A 15,533-nucleotide genomic window follows, 5' to 3' on the forward strand; every position below is an offset into this window, starting at 1 on the left:
GAAAAAAGAAAATCATTAATGCTGAGCAAGAAATTACCATCGAATAAGAAATATTTGTATTTAGTTGGCGAATAAAAGCCGTCCTGAGTTCTAATTTATTATTTTTCATGCCCTGTAGATTGGCATCATTTAGCTGCGTCCAATTTCTATGATAAATGGAGAAAAGCGCAATTTGCACATTCAACAGGAGCGCCGAGAATATCGCAAAGATCGATACGGAGACTGTGTAAGTATCTTTATCTAAAATAGGGCCTAAGGCTGAAAGCAAAACGGCCGCAATTGCGGGTAGGAAAAAGAATGTTAGAAAAACATCGCGTTCTATTTTCTTACGTAATTTTACATTTTCTAGGTCTTCATGAGTGTAATCATGAAGGGTATTTATATGGTCAATAGCTATTCCTAATATGTTTATTTTCATTTTTTCAGCTTTAAGACAGAATGAATATCGATCAATATTTCATCGCTCTCTTTAAAAACAGATATAGGTGTTGGATGTCCATTTTCCCCAGTTTCAATTTCACTGGTTATGTCTATTACACTTGCATCGTTGTTATATCCTAATACGCCAATCACTCTTGTGTTTTTGCCTACTCTAACTTCACCAGACACTTTGTCAAACTCATTTCCATCAAATTCAATTACGCTTCCATCGTTCATTTTAGACTTGCTTTTAAAATATTCCCTTATGTCTTTAAATGAGCCGAGGGTGCCGTTTCTTTGAGCCTGAATGCTTAGCTGGAACTTAGCGGAAGAGAACTTGGCCTTATCCGAATAAACATCGCTCAAATCCGTAGGGTTAGACTTTTTGTTGAGTCTGACTTCTCTTACTTGATTGTCATGTAGCGCCTTGCCTTCACCGCCACCCGGTGAAACTTTAACAGCCCGCATCGTATATCCCGGGTGTTTTTGCTTAAACGCCTCAAAAATTGCCTCTTGAACGACAGTAACACACGAGCGGCCCTGAAATGACTGCATTGTCATATAGCACCAGTCGCAATTCTCTGGTGATCGGATATGAAAAGCGAGAGGAATTACTTCAGCGTAATTTGCTTCCGGTCATGAACAATACCGTAATAATTGCTGGTGTCGCCACTTGCGTAAATCACATCTTCTATATGCCAACTTCTCTGAGCTAATTTATTTGCAACCTTCAGGTTTCGTCTGTCAGATACCCTAGCAGTCAGGGAATGTCCGGTGTCTGCAATCTTTCATCTAAAGCCGCCAGTTCGCTTCCCACTCCATTGCAGCCGTTGACCGAGTTCGACAGTTTCCTTGGCCGCCCTGCCGCATATGAACCACACATCGCCGCCGTTAAATTTCCGAAAAGTGGGTCACGTCTCCAATGGAGATGACAGCTCGGTTGCGGAAAAAATCGTCCTGTCTGAGCCGGGTTATGCTTCCCGATTTGACGGGGAAGGACACGAAACCTGCCGCGTCGATAGGGATTCTCATCCACGCCGCGACGATCATGCTAAGCGTAAATCCGTGCGTCACGATGATCTGCGTCTGACAAGGACGCCCCACAACGTCGTCGACAAAAGGAAACACTCGCCTTGCGACATCGCGCCGCGTCTCGGCGCCCTCAATGCCGCAATCGTGATCCAGCCGATTATCATCCGGCGCCGGGATATAACGGAAATCCAGCCAATCTTGAGGTTTGCCACCTGCGACCCCATAGTTGATTTCTCGCAGGGCTGAGGTCTCCTGCACTGTCTGACCAATACGCCTAGCGATTGCAGCGGCAGTCTGAGACGCGCGCCGCAGGTCGGAACTGTAGATTTCGACTTCGCCTGGACCGATCATGACTGCAAGGCGTTCGGCAAGGACATCTGCCTCTCGCGAGCCGAGATGAGTTAAGTCGCTGTCGTACCAACCCCCAACCTTATTCGTCAGGTGATGGGCCGCTTCAGTATGAGTCACCACGAAGATCTCTTTTACCGCAACCAAGCCTTCTCGCCTTTCGTCCTGTCCTAGATCAAAAGCAGACAGGCAGCTTCCCACCCTGTCTCAGTCACAAGCAGGTCGATCCTATAATGCCGCTCAAAAGCAGTGGCAAGCAGCTGGTGACAAAAGATTTGGAAAGTGTATCGCTGTTCTGGAATTAATCGATAATAAAAACAGTGAGTTAGAATTCCCAAGAAGTTTCAGTTTGCATGGTTTACAAACCAAAACAGCTGAAAAATAAGAGCGAAAATCGCAAGTTATCTAATGAAATCAATTGGCTGGGGAACCTGGATTCGAACCAGGACTAACGGAGTCAAAGTCGCAACCAATATATTGATATATAATATTTTTTTCAAAAAGATGTATATCACGCCCTTTGTGAATCAATGGGTTAGTGGCGAAATGCAAACCAATTTAACGCAATTTTGCACGATGGGTTCGCATATAATTGCTAGCCTCAATTTCATCGTAAGAGGACATTCGGGCGAGCCCCGACGACGGCGGCTTTGCGCCACATTAGGTCATCGCTATGTCCGCCGCATCTGACCCTGACAGACGCGCATTAGACGCCTCGTTGACACCAATAGTGCTAGTTTGAGATCAGCTTATGATCAAGCGCTGCCAACAGCCGGGTGACAAACCGAAGTTTGCTTTGAACCGGCGGTTCATGTGAGCCTGATCGCTGAACCCGGCGCTTATCGCTGCATCGGCTAAAGTTAGGCCTGCTGCGATATAAAAACGCGCCCGGTCGAGACGACGCATCGTGAGATAACGATACGGGCTTGTCCCGTATGCTTTGCGGAATTGGCGGGCGAGTTCGTAACGATTCTGGCCTGTAACGTTTTCAAGTTCGCTTGAAGCCACGGTCCTGCAAATATTTGCCTCAAGGTATTCCCGCGCGAGGCGCACAGCTCTGGTGTCGATCACACTGCGTTGGGAGCTCCTGGTAGAAGCATCATATGCGAGCAACCCATCTGTTAGACGGGCCGTTATGTCATCTAATGCAACTGGCTCCAACACCGCGTCCATTTCCGCAAATGCGGAATGTATGGCGTTGAACAATCTCGGATCGCCTAACACAGCATCTTTCACGAATGGAAGCGCACCGGTCGGTCGGCCTAGGGCCTCTCTGACAATTGCTGGTTCCAGATAAAGCATACGATAGTGGAAGCCCTGCTCGTTTCCTGCTTCGCCATTATGAATTTCGTCAGGATGCAACACAATCACGCGCCCCGGTGTACTGTTCAAACGTGTTCCGCGGTAGTCGAAGCTCTGGACGCCATTAATTGTGTAACCGATCGAATAAGTGTCGTGTCGATGGGAAGCATATGCTTCGCCTGAAAAAAAGGCCTCTATTCGCTGGATTCCGACTTGCCATGGGGCAGAACGCACCCAGTCACCCGTGCACGATCGTTCAAGACCTGGTGTCATCTCCTGTGGCACAACACTTTCGTGACTGTCGTTAGCTGAAATTTCGTTTCTCCTTCGCGGTCTAACAATAAGGAAACACAGATGAAAATAATCAATCTTGATGAAAAACTGAACCAATTTTCAAGCCACTGGGACCCGCATGTCATCGCAGACTACAATGAAAATGACGTGATGGTGGTCAGGTTTATTGGTGAATATCCTTTCCACAAGCATGACGCGACTGATGATTTCTTCTACGTCATCGAAGGCGAAATGGAAATTGATGTTGAAGGAGAGCCGTCACGCACCGTAAAAGCCGGCGAATTGTTTGTGGTTCCTAAAGGTGTTGTACATCGCCCTCGAGCCGAGAATGAAGTCAAGGTTCTTCTGATCGAACCGAAAGGCGAACCAAATTCAGGTGATTCCGATCGCGAACCGGCCCCCAAACCTCGCATCTGATATGAGCGCTTTGGGCCGAATTTTGCTACAGCCACAGTCAAGTTGATGACCCGCTTTCGAAGACTGCTCTCAGAAACATGCCGCTTCTTTGCTTGCGACGAACGCTTGACTGCATTGCATTGGCTACGAATAGGCCGATACCGTAAGGCAGCAGCAGAAAGCCGCCTGTGCCTACCAACGTGAACCCGAACGCGGCGACAACCACACCGGCGAACATTCCAAGCGTACCAATGATTTGTGCGAAGATACCCATCGCACTATTTCTCTTTGCCGTGCTTTGTGACTAATTCTGCCAGTTCTTTCCATGACACTCTAAAATGTTTTGTCTTCGCGTTTTTTGGATAGAAGTCTACGGTGTTGTCACGTTAACTGAGCTGCAGTTGCCTGCCTAGCGGGTTGGGCGTAAATTTTGGCGATGCAGACATCAGATATCAGCTTCAAGCGTCACCGTTTTCCGCCACAGATCGTTGCTCATGCGGTGTGGCTTTATCTGCGGTTCAACCTTAGTCTGCGTGAAGTTGAGGAAATGCTGCTTGAGCGTGGAATCGACGTGTCATACGAGACAGTTCGTCGTTGGATCGCCAAGTTCGGCCCCCAGATCGCTCGCAACTTGCGGCGGCGTCAGGCGCGCCCCGGCGATATTTGGTATCTGGACGAAGTGGTCGTCAAATGCGCTGGAGAGAAATTCTGGCTCTGACGTGCGGTGGATCAAAACGGCACCGTTCTCGAAGAAATCTTGCAGAAGCGGCGTGATAAAGGGGCGGCAAAGCGACTGCTCGTGGCGTTAATGAAGCGCTATGGCTTTGCTCCCAAACGGATCATCACCGATAAGCTCCGCTCCTACGGTGCAGCAAAGGCAGAAGTGGCACCCGGCCTTGGCCATTGGTCGCACAAGGGCCTCAATAATAGGGCTGAAAACAGCCATCTGCCGTTTCGAAAACGGGAACGAACCATGCAAGGCCACCGATCACCGGGAGCGTTGCAACGGTTCGTCTCCATGCACTCCGCAACACGCAATTGCTTTTCAGTTCCGTCCCGCCGCCGAGCCGCACAAGCAATTCGATACCATCGCCTCGAAGCTTTCGATGCATGGAAAATTGCGGCCGGTGTCGCCTGAATATCTAAGAGCCGCTGACCTTTCCGGCCAGAGAAACTTAACGTGGCAACACCAGGGCAAGTCCACAGAGGCCTGTCGCAGGATCGCAAGAATTTTCCGTTCGTTAAATCTTATAACTTTCATAGAAATCTCCTCGATCATAATGCCGAGAAAATTCTACATTTAAACGCAATTAATTTCTGGGGATTAACCGTGTCACACCGTGTTAAGTCCGGTAGCTCGCATGCCAAGCGTGGATTTTCTTTGAAAAAACTCTCACTGCGCCATATGAATTTTGTATTTCCATTCAGTCCCCACTGGAAACAACCTACGATAATTCCTATGATAGAAATCCAATAGTTAAATTCCGGGGACAGTTTTGTTATTTGAAATCGTGACGGTGATATTGCTGACGGTCCTCAATGGCGTCCTTGCAATGTCGGAGCTCGCAGTTGTTTCTTCACGCCCCGCCCGATTGCGTGTGCTGGCGGATAAAGGCAGCCTCGGTGCGCGCATGGCAATCGAGCTTTCTGAAAATCCGGGCAGATTTCTGTCAACAGTCCAGATCGGTATTACACTGGTCGGTATTCTTTCCGGTGCATTTTCAGGCGCAACCCTTGGTGCACGGCTAAGTGGATGGCTGCTCAGTCAGGGTATATCGCCCTCATTCGCCGATGCTCTTGGTGTGGGTTCCGTCGTTGTTCTCATCACCTATCTGTCCCTCATCGTCGGTGAACTGGTACCAAAACAGATTGCGCTGCGCGAGCCGGAAGTCATTGCAAGCCGTGTCGCACCAACAATGAAGATGCTCTCAAAAATGGCAGCCCCCCTCGTGTGGCTGCTGGATAATTCTGGGCGTCTCGTGCTTAACCTTCTTGGTCAATCGGGTAAGTCCGGCGATGGTGTGACTGATGAGGAAATCAAATCCGTATTGGCGGAAGCGCAGAGTGCGGGTGTGATTGAAACCGAAGAATCGCGCATGATTGCAGGCGTGATGCGTCTGGCTGATCGCACCGCACGCGGTATGATGACACCGCGTCTTGATGTCGAAATGATCGATATTGGCGACAGTTTCGAAGAAATTTGCGATCAATTGCAGCATAGCAGCCGCTCGCGCCTGCCGGTGCGTGGTGACAACTCCGATGAAATCATCGGTGTTTTGCAGGTGCGGGATTTCTTCAACCAGCTTTCCTTAAAGGGCAGCGTCAATATCCGCGACATCGTGAAGGATGTTCCGGTCGTATCTGATTTTTCGGATGCACTGGACGTTGTGGAAGCGATACGCGGCACGCCAACGCATATGGTTCTTGTCTATGATGAATATGGCCATTTCGAAGGGCTTATAACCGCTGGCGATGTGATGGAAGCCATCATCGGCGCCATGCAGGAAGACCATGTCGAGGAACTGGCCATCGTACGCCGGAATGACGGCTCCTATCTGGTATCTGGATGGATGCCGATTGACGAATTTTCAGCGTTTTTGCACTTTGAAATCGATGAAGGCACAGAATACAGCACGGTTGCCGGACTTGCTCTTGAAGAGTTCAAGCATCTGCCGGAAGTGGGCGAAACTTTCGTTAAAAATGGCTGGATTTTCGAAGTGGTTGACCTTGACGGACGACGCATCGACAAACTGCTCGTATCTGCCGAACACCCGATCAGCGAGTAATTTGAGCCTGTCTTAAGTCATCCAAAGATTGCCGATCAGGATGATCAAAGCAAACGCCCCGCCATATGCGACCCAGAACATGTCACTTTCCACGAAGCGACTGAAAGGCATTTTCTGACAATTTTTAATGAACATCGCTATACCCGCCATACGGGAAGTTTTCCTGCCGCGCATCCATTATTTAATATGATATTAATAGTCAAGTTTATTTGACTGAATATTGGGATTGTCTTGTAAGTTCTCTAAAATGCGAGCAGCATGCAACAGGTGTGATGTTGCTGCTAAACTTTGAAAATTAAGTGTTCCGCACGATCAAAAGTCATTGCAGCATGGCCCCAATTCATGGAAAGAGTTGAGACATGATATGCTTCCTGCAACAATTCGCAGACGCCTATGTGACCTGCCAGAGCATTTCCAGCAAAAGTGCGAAGCGGTTTTGCGTTGGATAATGCGTGAAAATAAATAGATAGGGCATTTCCGATGATTAAATCAAAAAAGGAAATGCTCTAAGGACCAGTGAATGAACGAGAATTTGGTGTCTGTAGATGAGGATCAGGAGCGCGCACGCGTGGCCTGGCTCTATTTCGTCGGTGGTCAGACCCAACAGGAAATCGCGCAGCGCCTGAATATAACGCGTCTCAAGGTCAATAAGATTATCGGGCAGGTGCGCGAGTCCGGCCAGATACAAATCAGGGTCAGTCTGCCGCTTGTGGATTGTATTGAGCTCGCAGAGAAAGTTGCGGTCCGCTATGGCCTTGCGGAGGCTGTCGTTGTTCCTGATCTTGATGATTATCTGGAGCAGAAGCGTGTGATCGGCGAAGCCGCCGGCGCAATGGCCAGCGAGTTGATTGCAAACCGCGATATGGGTGTAGGGATAGCATCCGGTCGCACACTCAGCTTTGCAGTGCGCAGTCTGCGTGCGCGCCCAAAACCTGAAAGCTGGGTGGTTGGTTTGACCGGCGGTGTAACCAGCGGCTCCTCCACCAACACATTTGAAGTCGCAACAGCCTTCGCGCGCGCGCTGGGTGTTGAATGCCACTATCTCACCGCCCCCATCTATTGTGCGAACAGAGAAAGCCGGGATGCAATTCTGCTGAGCGATGAATTGACTGACGTCCTGGCACGAACGGAAATTGCCGATATTGGTCTTGTATCCTGTGGGTCACTTACGTCCGAGACATCACTCACACACATAAGGGTCGTTAAAGATAATCTCGATGCTGTGCTGAAACTCGGCGCAGTCGGCGAGTTTCTTGGATATTTTCTGGATGCACAGGGCCAGCCGATCGACCATTTTCTCAACGATTCAATTATCGCCCTGCCGCCTGATAAGCTCAAGCTCAAGCCGGCGTCCATTCTCGTCTCTGGCGGACTGAACAAAATACCCATCATTCGGGCTATTCTGCGCGGAGGCTATGTCAATCGTCTCGTTACGAATGAAGGCGTGGCCAGTGCTTTGCTGCAAGGTCCACGTTAAAGCGCAAATCAGATGAAACGTGCTTTATTGTGTCCAGATATAAAATCGCTTTGAACCACGAAAATTTATGCGACAGGATGATCGCGAACGGACCACGTGATCGCTTTTCCACACCTGTTGTCATTGAAGTTTCGTAAATCCGTCTTCCGGCTGTCAAGTTGAAGCAGCATAGGCATTCGCGCCTCAGTAAAGGAGCGCGTAGCAATGCCTCAATCAATTGAACTCACGAACATCGGAAAAACCTTTGGCGGAAATGAAGTCCTCAAAGGCATTGATCTTTCCATTCGTCCGGGCGAGTTCATTTCACTCGTCGGTATGTCCGGATGTGGTAAATCAACCCTGTTGCGGATTATCGCAGGGCTTGAAGCGCCCGATAGCGGCTCTGTCGCCATTGGCAATCAGGACGTAACCGACATCGACCCCAGCGATCGCAATCTCGCGATGGTTTTTCAATCCTATGCGCTTTATCCGCATATGAATGTTCGCCAGAACATTGCGACACCGCTTAAAATGCGCAAGCTGAAGCTATCGGCACGACTGCCGCTGATAGGGCGTCTGTTTTCATCCGCTAAGGTGCTGGCAGAAATCGACGATGCCGTTTTAAGGGCTGCTGAGACTTTGCATATCGAGCATCTGCTTGATCGTAAGCCTGCGCAGCTTTCAGGTGGACAAAGACAGCGCGTTGCCCTTGCACGCGCCCTGGTGCGCTCTCCGTCAGCCTTTCTCATGGATGAGCCGCTTTCCAATCTTGATGCCAAGCTGCGCGCCCATATGCGCAACGAGCTTGCGCAGCTTCATCGCCGCCTTGGTGCGACCTTTGTCTATGTGACACACGATCAGATCGAAGCGATGACCATGTCAGACCGCATTGCGCTCATGTCAGAAGGTCGTATCGAACAATTGGGAACGCCGGATGAACTTTACAGCCGCCCGGCAACGCTGACGGTTGCGCGCTTTATCGGCACACCGTCGATCAATCTGCTTCCCGTTGAAATAGACGATCAGGGGCATGTAACCTTCATCGGGAAAGCACTCGGAATAGCGGTGGCACCGGGACAAAGCGGACCGGCGATGCTGGGTCTGCGTGCTGAAGATTTGCGTGTGGTGGAAAAAGGATTGGCTGCACGTGTTGAGCGCAGCGAAACCCATGGTGCCGATCGCTTTGTTACCTGTCGTCTTCTCGATGATAACAACATCGAAATCACATTGCGCCAGCGTGCGGGCGATAGCTTCAATGAAGCGTCCGATGGCGTGCTTCATATTGGCTTTTCCCCGGATCGCATTCATTTGTTTGGCAATAATGGTTTGCGTATTGAAGCCATGCGCGAGCGGGTGCTGGCATGACGAGCACCGATTTTAAAGACGTTCGCGCTCTCGGCTATCGGGCACGTCAGTCACGCACAGCAAGACGTCTTGTCATGCGTGGATTGATGTTTGCAGCACCGGCAGGTCTGGTTTTGCTTGCAACCTACATCATCCCGATGATCGTTCTGGCGGGATTTTCGGTGACTGATTATCAGCTTGGAGCCCTCTCGTCCCGTTTTGTGGGGCTGGGGAATTTTATCAAAGCTTTTAGCGATCCCGTTTTCATACGGTCGCTGAGAAACACGGTTCTCTATGCGCTGATTGTCATACCGTTCGGCGTGTTTCTCGCGCTTGGCATTGCACTGCTTGTTTACAATCGCAAGCGGAGCCGTGGGTTCTGGGAAGTTGCTTATTTTCTTCCGGTGACTGCAACTTTGGTTGCTATGGCAACCGTCTGGCAGTTCCTGCTGCATCCTTCCATCGGCCCGGTGAATGCCGTCATCAAATGGTTTGGGTTTGAGCCGGTATCATTTTTATCCAATCCCGCTTTGCTTATTCCGACCATGGCTCTGATTGGAATCTGGCAGGTGCTCGGCTTCAACATGGTGCTGTTTCTGGCGGGACTGACGGCAATCTCCAAAGATCTGCATGAAGCGGCGCGTCTTGATGGGGCGAAAAACCCGATTGATCGTTTTTTGACGGTGACGTGGCCTATGCTTGGACCCACAACCATGTTCGTTGTCGTTACGACCTCCATTTCCGCATTCAAAGTGTTTGAGACGGTTGCGGTGTTGACCAAAGGGCGTTTCGGTTCAGAAACACTGCTTTTCAATCTTTACCTTGAAGGTTTCGAATATTCGAACACCGGTTACGCAGCAGCCCTTACGCTGATTTTTCTGGCGATTGTGCTGGTGCTTTCCATTGGGCAAACCCTCCATCTCGACAAGAAAGTGCACTACTGATGGCCGCACTTCGAAAATATATACCGCATCTCGTTTTGGCGCTGGGTGCGTTCGTCATGCTGCTGCCATTCTACTGGATGGTACTGACCTCAATTCGCTCTCCGGCAGAAGTCTTCAACGTATCGCTTTGGCCAATCCCGGAAAAATTTGATGCTGTCGAGAATTATACACGGGCGGCTGCTCAAGTGCCCATGGCGCGCTTCATGCTCAATGGTGTCATTGTCTGTTTCGGTATTCTGATCGTGCAGGTTCTAACTGCGGTTCCCGCTGCCTACGCACTGGCGAAATTGCGTTTTCCGGGCCGCAAACTCATGCTTGCCTTGGTGATTGCAGCTCTATGCGTGCCTATTCAGGCACTCGCTCTGCCGCTGTTTGTCGGTTTGGCAAAGATGCAATTGCTCAACACCTATTTCGCGATGATGGCTCCTTTCTTTCTGTCGGTTTTTGCGATCTTTCTGTTTCATCAGTCGTTTCGCAGCTATCCCGATGAAATCATCGAAGCGGCCCGTATGGACGGCTTTTCTGAGATGGAAATCTGCTGGGGTATCGTCCTGCGTGGTTCTCTGCCTTCGCTTGCAGCCTTCGCTGTCTTTTCACTCGTCGCACATTGGAACGATCTGTATTGGCCGATGGTCGTAGTCTCCGACACCAATCTCGCGCCACCACCACTCGGCATGCTGTTTTTCGCCGATATCGAGTCTGGTGCGAATTACGGCGCTCTCATGGCAGGGGCCACGATCATTACCGCGCCCATGGTCGTCTGTTTCCTGCTTGCACGCAGGCATTTTATCGCGGGCATCACGATGACCGGCGTCAAATAATCCCGTTCACCACTTACTTTCCTCCCACTGTCCACTGGAGACTTTCATGACCATCAATCGACGCCGTGTCATTAACGGCATGCTTCTGGGCCTTGCCGTTGCGGGCCTTGCCAAGCCCGGCATTGCTGCCGCGGGCGATGTCACGCTCAACGTGCTTTACAATCTGCCAGGTTTCACGAAATTCCATCAGCCGCTGGCCGATGAATTCATGAAGAACAATCCTGATATCAAGATTAACTTCCTTGCGCCGGCAGTCGGTTACAATGAAGGCCAGCAGCAGGTGTTGCGTGCAGCGGTCACGGGCAATCTCCCGGATGTTTATTTCTCTGGTTATAATCTGACGGGTGAGTTGGTGCATACGCTTGCGCCACGCAATCAGATTACCGATCTGGGACCCTTCATCGAGGCTGAAGGCGGTCAGGCGTTCCTCGATAAGAATTATAGTCCCAAGATGGCTGCACTTGGTCAGGTTGACGGCAAGAAATATGGTTTGCCGGTCAACGCATCATCGCCCATCATCTATATCAATTCTGATCTGGTGAAGAAGGCTGGCGGCGATCCTGAAAACATGCCGAAGACCTTTGCCGGTCTTATTGAACTGGCAAAGAAGATTCACGCCCTTGATCCAAAGATTGCGGGGATGGGCTATGACATCAATGGTTGGCCGGATGACTGGTTATGGCAGTCGCTGGTCTTTCAGCAGGGTGGCAAGCTGGTCGATGAAAAGACCAAAAAAGTTGCTTTTGATAATGAAATTGGCCTGAATGCACTCAAGCTTACACGCCAGTTTGTGACGGAAGGTGGCCAGAATCTGCTCGATTGGGATCAGTCGCGCCAGCAGTTTGGTGCGGGCCTCACAGGGTTCATTTTCTCGACCCCAGCCCATGTCCAGACCATTGAAGGCCTTGTGGGTGATCGCTTCAAGCTTGTGACTGCTACTTTCCCGCTTGATAATGCTGAAAATGGCGGCGTTCCAACAGGTGGCAACTCGGCTGTTATCCTGACACAGGAAAAAGAAAAGCAGGATGCGGCTTGGAAATATCTGAAGTGGATAACCGGCCCTCAAGCACAGAACGTGATTGTGCGCATTACCGGTTATTTGCCGACAAACAAGCTTGCGACCGGACCGGAATATCTGGCTCCATATTATGCCGAGCATCCCAATGTCGAAACCGCATCGCGACAGGCTGACCGCTCGTTGCCTTGGGCCGGTTATCCGGGTGGCGATTCCGTTCGTATCTGGCGCACGCAGCGTGACATTATCGGCACGGTCATGCGTGGCGAAATTTCGCCTGAAGACGGCCTCAAGCAGCTCGTTGAACAAACAAACGCACTGATGAAATAAGAGCGGCATCCGATCATTGGGGCTGCGAAACCAGCGATAGTCGGTCTTCGCAGCCTTATTCATTCCCCGAAAGACAGATTATGAAAATCATCCAGATCACCGATACCCATCTGATGCCATCGGGCATTGTGGTCAATGGTGTGGACCCTGAAAAGCAACTGCGGATCGCGGTCACAGACATTATCGAAAAACACAGCAACGCCGATCTTTTGGTGATCACTGGTGATCTTTGCAATTATGGCGATCCCGAAGCCTATGAATTGCTGCGTGAAATTCTCGCTCCTGTGCCATTTCAAACGCGTCTGTTGTTAGGCAATCACGATCGCAGACCGGAATTCATTGCTGCCTTTCCCGATCATCCGCGCGATGAAAATGGCTATATCCAGTCTTATATGGATACCGATTTTGGTCGCTTGCTGTTTCTTGACAGCCATGAAGCCGGCTTGATTGGCGGTATCTTTAAGGAAGACAGGCTTGCGTGGTTGGATGCAGCGCTTTCAGGCGCAGGCGATCTGCCTGTCACGGTTTTCATCCATCATCCACCATTTGATGCTGGCATCGCTCATTTTGATGCGATCGGCATGCATGACAATGGCGCGCTTATGCATCGTCTTCATGCGCACCCTGCCGGTGTCCGTCACATTGTCTTTGGTCATATTCATGTGCCACTGGCAGGCACGAGTGCGCAAGGCATTGCTTATAGTTCGGGGCAGGCGTGCTCTCATCGCTTCATTACGGAACTGGATATTCCAACCCCCTGGTGGACGGGCGGGCTGCCATGCTACCGCGTGATCAAACTTGATGCGCATGGGGTGCGCGCCTATAATTTTGAGGTTGGACAGGTTCCCACAAGCCGGGCAGAAATCTGCGCTGGTCCTTAGGTGGGTTTTGTAAACGGTGGTCAGTCCAAGGTTGCTTCGTCAAAGACAATGACCTGTCCGATGGTCTTTCAGTCTCTGCGATTGAGGGCTTAAGGCAAGGGGTAGTCGGGGCTTTGAAGGAAGCACCGCTTAGAGCATTTCCTGTTTTGATTGGAACATTGGAAATGTTTTCATGAAACAGGAAAACGCAATAATCTTGGGAATTTTCTGGCGGATCAGCCTGATGCAGGAGAGGTCCTCAGCACCCGCAGCGCATTCAGGATCACTGCGACATCAATGGCTTCCTGAAGGATCGCGCCTTGAACTGGAGGCAGATAACCAAGCGCTGCCACGATCATTGCTATAATGGATAGGCCTATGCCTAAGACAACACTCTCTAAAGCGATACCGCGCGACCGTTGAGCAATCTCTATACCCGTGCGGAGCCGATCTATCCTGTCGACGAGAAGCACGACGTCAGCTGCTTCTGCAGACGCTGCGGCACCTCTGGCTCCCATCGCAACCCCGACGTCTGCAACGGCAAGCGCTGGCGCGTCGTTCACCCCGTCGCCGACCATCATCACCGGGCCGTATTTTCGCTCGCTGATGACTGTGTGCACCTTTTGATCGGGTGTCAGTTCGGAGCGGATTGCATCCATCCCCAGTCCGCTTGCAATGCGTTGGGCAACTGCATCGCGATCGCCGGTTGCCAGAATGATGCGCTTGATGCCATCCTTGCGTAGCCCGTTGAGCGTCTGCATGACATCGCTGCGCACGCGGTCGGCCATAATGATGAAGCCCGCCATCTTGCCGTCTATTGCCACTGCAACCACGGCAGACCCGGCTTCTGTTTCAGGCATTTCAATCTGTTCTGACTGTGTCTGTTTTCCAACGAAGCTATTGCCGCCGACAGCAATGTTTCTGCTATCGACACGCCCTGACACGCCATCTCCGGCAATTTCCGAAACCTCTGATGGTAGCGCAAGATTGATGCCACGTCTTTGCGCTGCCAATACCAGTGCCTGCGCCATTGGATGTTTGGACATTTGATCAAGAGAGGCAGCGAACCGCAGCACCTCATTTTCGGTGAATCCCTGCTCAACATGGATAGAAACAATCTGCGGGCGGCCATCGGTCAGAGTTCCTGTCTTGTCCAGCACCAGCGTATTGATGCGGGCCATATTCTCCAATGGACGGGCACCTTTGACCAAAACGCCAAAGTGAGCGCAGCGTGAGACACCCGCAACAAGAGCGACGGGGACTGCAAGAATGAGAGGGCAGGGTGTTGCCACAACAAGAACCGCCACCGCCCTGATCGGGTCTCCCGTGAGCCACCATGCGCAAAAAGCGATCACGATGGTCACAATCAGAAAGCCGATAGACCAGCGATCTGCCAGCCTCGACATTGGAGCCTTTGAGTGCTGAGCCTTTTCGACAAGGCGAACAATGCCAGCGTAGGTGCTGTCCTTGGCTTCGTGCTTGGTAACGATATCAAAAGCATCACCAGCATTCATCGAGCCACTGAGCACATCCGCGCCGCGAGAAAGTGAAATGGGAAGTGACTCTCCTGTCAGTGCCGACATGTTTATGAAGGCATTTTCGGACGCGATGCTTCCATCGACGGGGATGATTTCGCCCTGCCGGATCAGCAGCCGATCATCCTGCCGAACGATATCAACGGCAACTTCCTGCAGGTGGTCATTCTCATACCGCATTGCCGTTCGTGGAACACGAGACAGCAGATCATGCATCTCGCGCCGTGCTTGCCCTTCGGCAAAACTTTCAAGGAACGCTCCGCCTGTGTACATGAGCGCCACAATTGTGGCCGCCAGTGTTTCCCCAAATGCAAGAGCCGCCGACATTGACATCGCAGCAACGATATCCAGCCCAAATTCTCGTCGCCATAGGCTGCGGATGATATCGACGAATAACGAAGCAAGTACCGGCAAAGTGGCAATGGTCCAAGTGAGCCGTGCGCTTTGCGTATAATTGAAAAAATGCAGGGCGAGCCCGATAATTAGCCCGCAAAGGGCAAATATCAGAAGACTGGCTTTAAACGTGTCTTTAGCCGAGCGTTGCATTTTTCACGTCTCCGCATAAGCGTTTTGGAAGAGGGAACCGGCGTTCGAAACGCGCGCTTATGGCACCGAGAGAGGTGAGAATAAAGACATCTTCGATGCTTCTG

Annotated in this window: 13 protein-coding genes and 1 pseudogene; 9 read left to right on the forward strand and 5 right to left on the reverse strand. The window is 50.9% G+C overall.

What is annotated here, in order from left to right; genetic code table 11:
• Positions 1–414: 414 nt before the first annotated feature.
• The 3 genes from ABE527_RS15010 to ABE527_RS15020 form a co-directional block, all read right to left on the reverse strand.
• Positions 415–975 (reverse strand): hypothetical protein, encoded by a 561-nt coding sequence (locus ABE527_RS15010; RefSeq protein WP_499697402.1) that lies wholly within the window; start codon positions 973–975, stop codon positions 415–417.
• A gap of 336 nt (positions 976–1,311) precedes the next feature.
• On the reverse strand, positions 1,312–1,947 hold the full coding sequence (locus ABE527_RS15015) for a histidine phosphatase family protein (protein WP_499697403.1): 636 nt from the start codon (positions 1,945–1,947) through the stop codon (positions 1,312–1,314).
• Positions 1,948–2,544: 597 nt separating this feature from the next.
• The gene (locus tag ABE527_RS15020) at positions 2,545–3,375 is read right to left on the reverse strand and encodes an AraC family transcriptional regulator (RefSeq protein ID WP_499697404.1); all 831 of its coding nucleotides are present in this window, start codon (positions 3,373–3,375) and stop codon (positions 2,545–2,547) included.
• A gap of 81 nt (positions 3,376–3,456) precedes the next feature.
• Between ABE527_RS15020 and ABE527_RS15025 the strand changes: the two genes are divergently transcribed.
• On the forward strand, positions 3,457–3,813 hold the full coding sequence (locus ABE527_RS15025) for a cupin domain-containing protein (RefSeq protein WP_499697405.1): 357 nt from the start codon (positions 3,457–3,459) through the stop codon (positions 3,811–3,813).
• Positions 3,814–3,850: 37 nt separating this feature from the next.
• Here ABE527_RS15025 and ABE527_RS15030 read toward each other — a convergent pair whose 3' ends face one another.
• A complete protein-coding gene (locus ABE527_RS15030) occupies positions 3,851–4,066 on the reverse strand; it encodes a hypothetical protein (RefSeq protein WP_499695004.1) in 216 nt (71 codons plus the stop codon).
• Positions 4,067–4,228: 162 nt separating this feature from the next.
• On the opposite strand from ABE527_RS15030, the pseudogene ABE527_RS15035 reads away from it, so the two are divergent.
• From ABE527_RS15035 to ABE527_RS15070, 8 genes and pseudogenes are all read left to right on the forward strand, one after another.
• Positions 4,229–4,930 (forward strand): annotated as a pseudogene (locus ABE527_RS15035) (IS6 family transposase).
• Positions 4,931–5,288: 358 nt separating this feature from the next.
• The gene (locus tag ABE527_RS15040; protein ID WP_265985067.1) at positions 5,289–6,578 is read left to right on the forward strand and encodes a hemolysin family protein; all 1,290 of its coding nucleotides are present in this window, start codon (positions 5,289–5,291) and stop codon (positions 6,576–6,578) included.
• Positions 6,579–7,098: 520 nt separating this feature from the next.
• Positions 7,099–8,055 (forward strand): sugar-binding transcriptional regulator, encoded by a 957-nt coding sequence (locus tag ABE527_RS15045; RefSeq protein ID WP_499697406.1) that lies wholly within the window; start codon positions 7,099–7,101, stop codon positions 8,053–8,055.
• Positions 8,056–8,259: 204 nt separating this feature from the next.
• Positions 8,260–9,399 carry an ABC transporter ATP-binding protein gene (locus ABE527_RS15050; RefSeq protein ID WP_499697407.1) on the forward strand — a complete coding sequence of 380 codons (1,140 nt, stop codon included), beginning with the start codon at positions 8,260–8,262 and terminating at the stop codon, positions 9,397–9,399.
• On the forward strand, positions 9,396–10,322 hold the full coding sequence (locus tag ABE527_RS15055) for a carbohydrate ABC transporter permease (RefSeq protein WP_499697408.1): 927 nt from the start codon (positions 9,396–9,398) through the stop codon (positions 10,320–10,322). The genes ABE527_RS15050 and ABE527_RS15055 overlap by 4 nt, the downstream gene beginning before the upstream one ends.
• Positions 10,322–11,143, forward strand: coding sequence for a carbohydrate ABC transporter permease (locus tag ABE527_RS15060; RefSeq protein WP_499697409.1), 822 nt, complete (start codon positions 10,322–10,324; stop codon positions 11,141–11,143). The genes ABE527_RS15055 and ABE527_RS15060 overlap by 1 nt, the downstream gene beginning before the upstream one ends.
• Before the next feature lie 46 nt (positions 11,144–11,189).
• A complete protein-coding gene (locus ABE527_RS15065) occupies positions 11,190–12,488 on the forward strand; it encodes an ABC transporter substrate-binding protein (RefSeq protein ID WP_499697410.1) in 1,299 nt (432 codons plus the stop codon).
• A gap of 80 nt (positions 12,489–12,568) precedes the next feature.
• A complete protein-coding gene (locus ABE527_RS15070; protein ID WP_499694999.1) occupies positions 12,569–13,369 on the forward strand; it encodes a phosphodiesterase in 801 nt (266 codons plus the stop codon).
• Positions 13,370–13,584: 215 nt separating this feature from the next.
• Here the strand turns inward: ABE527_RS15070 and ABE527_RS15075 are convergent, their stop codons facing one another.
• Positions 13,585–15,429, reverse strand: coding sequence for a heavy metal translocating P-type ATPase (locus ABE527_RS15075; RefSeq protein WP_499697411.1), 1,845 nt, complete (start codon positions 15,427–15,429; stop codon positions 13,585–13,587).
• Positions 15,430–15,533: the final 104 nt, after the last annotated feature.

It is taken from the genome of Brucella sp. TWI432 (genome assembly GCF_039674445.1).
Lineage (GTDB): Bacteria > Pseudomonadota > Alphaproteobacteria > Rhizobiales > Rhizobiaceae > Brucella > Brucella chromiisoli.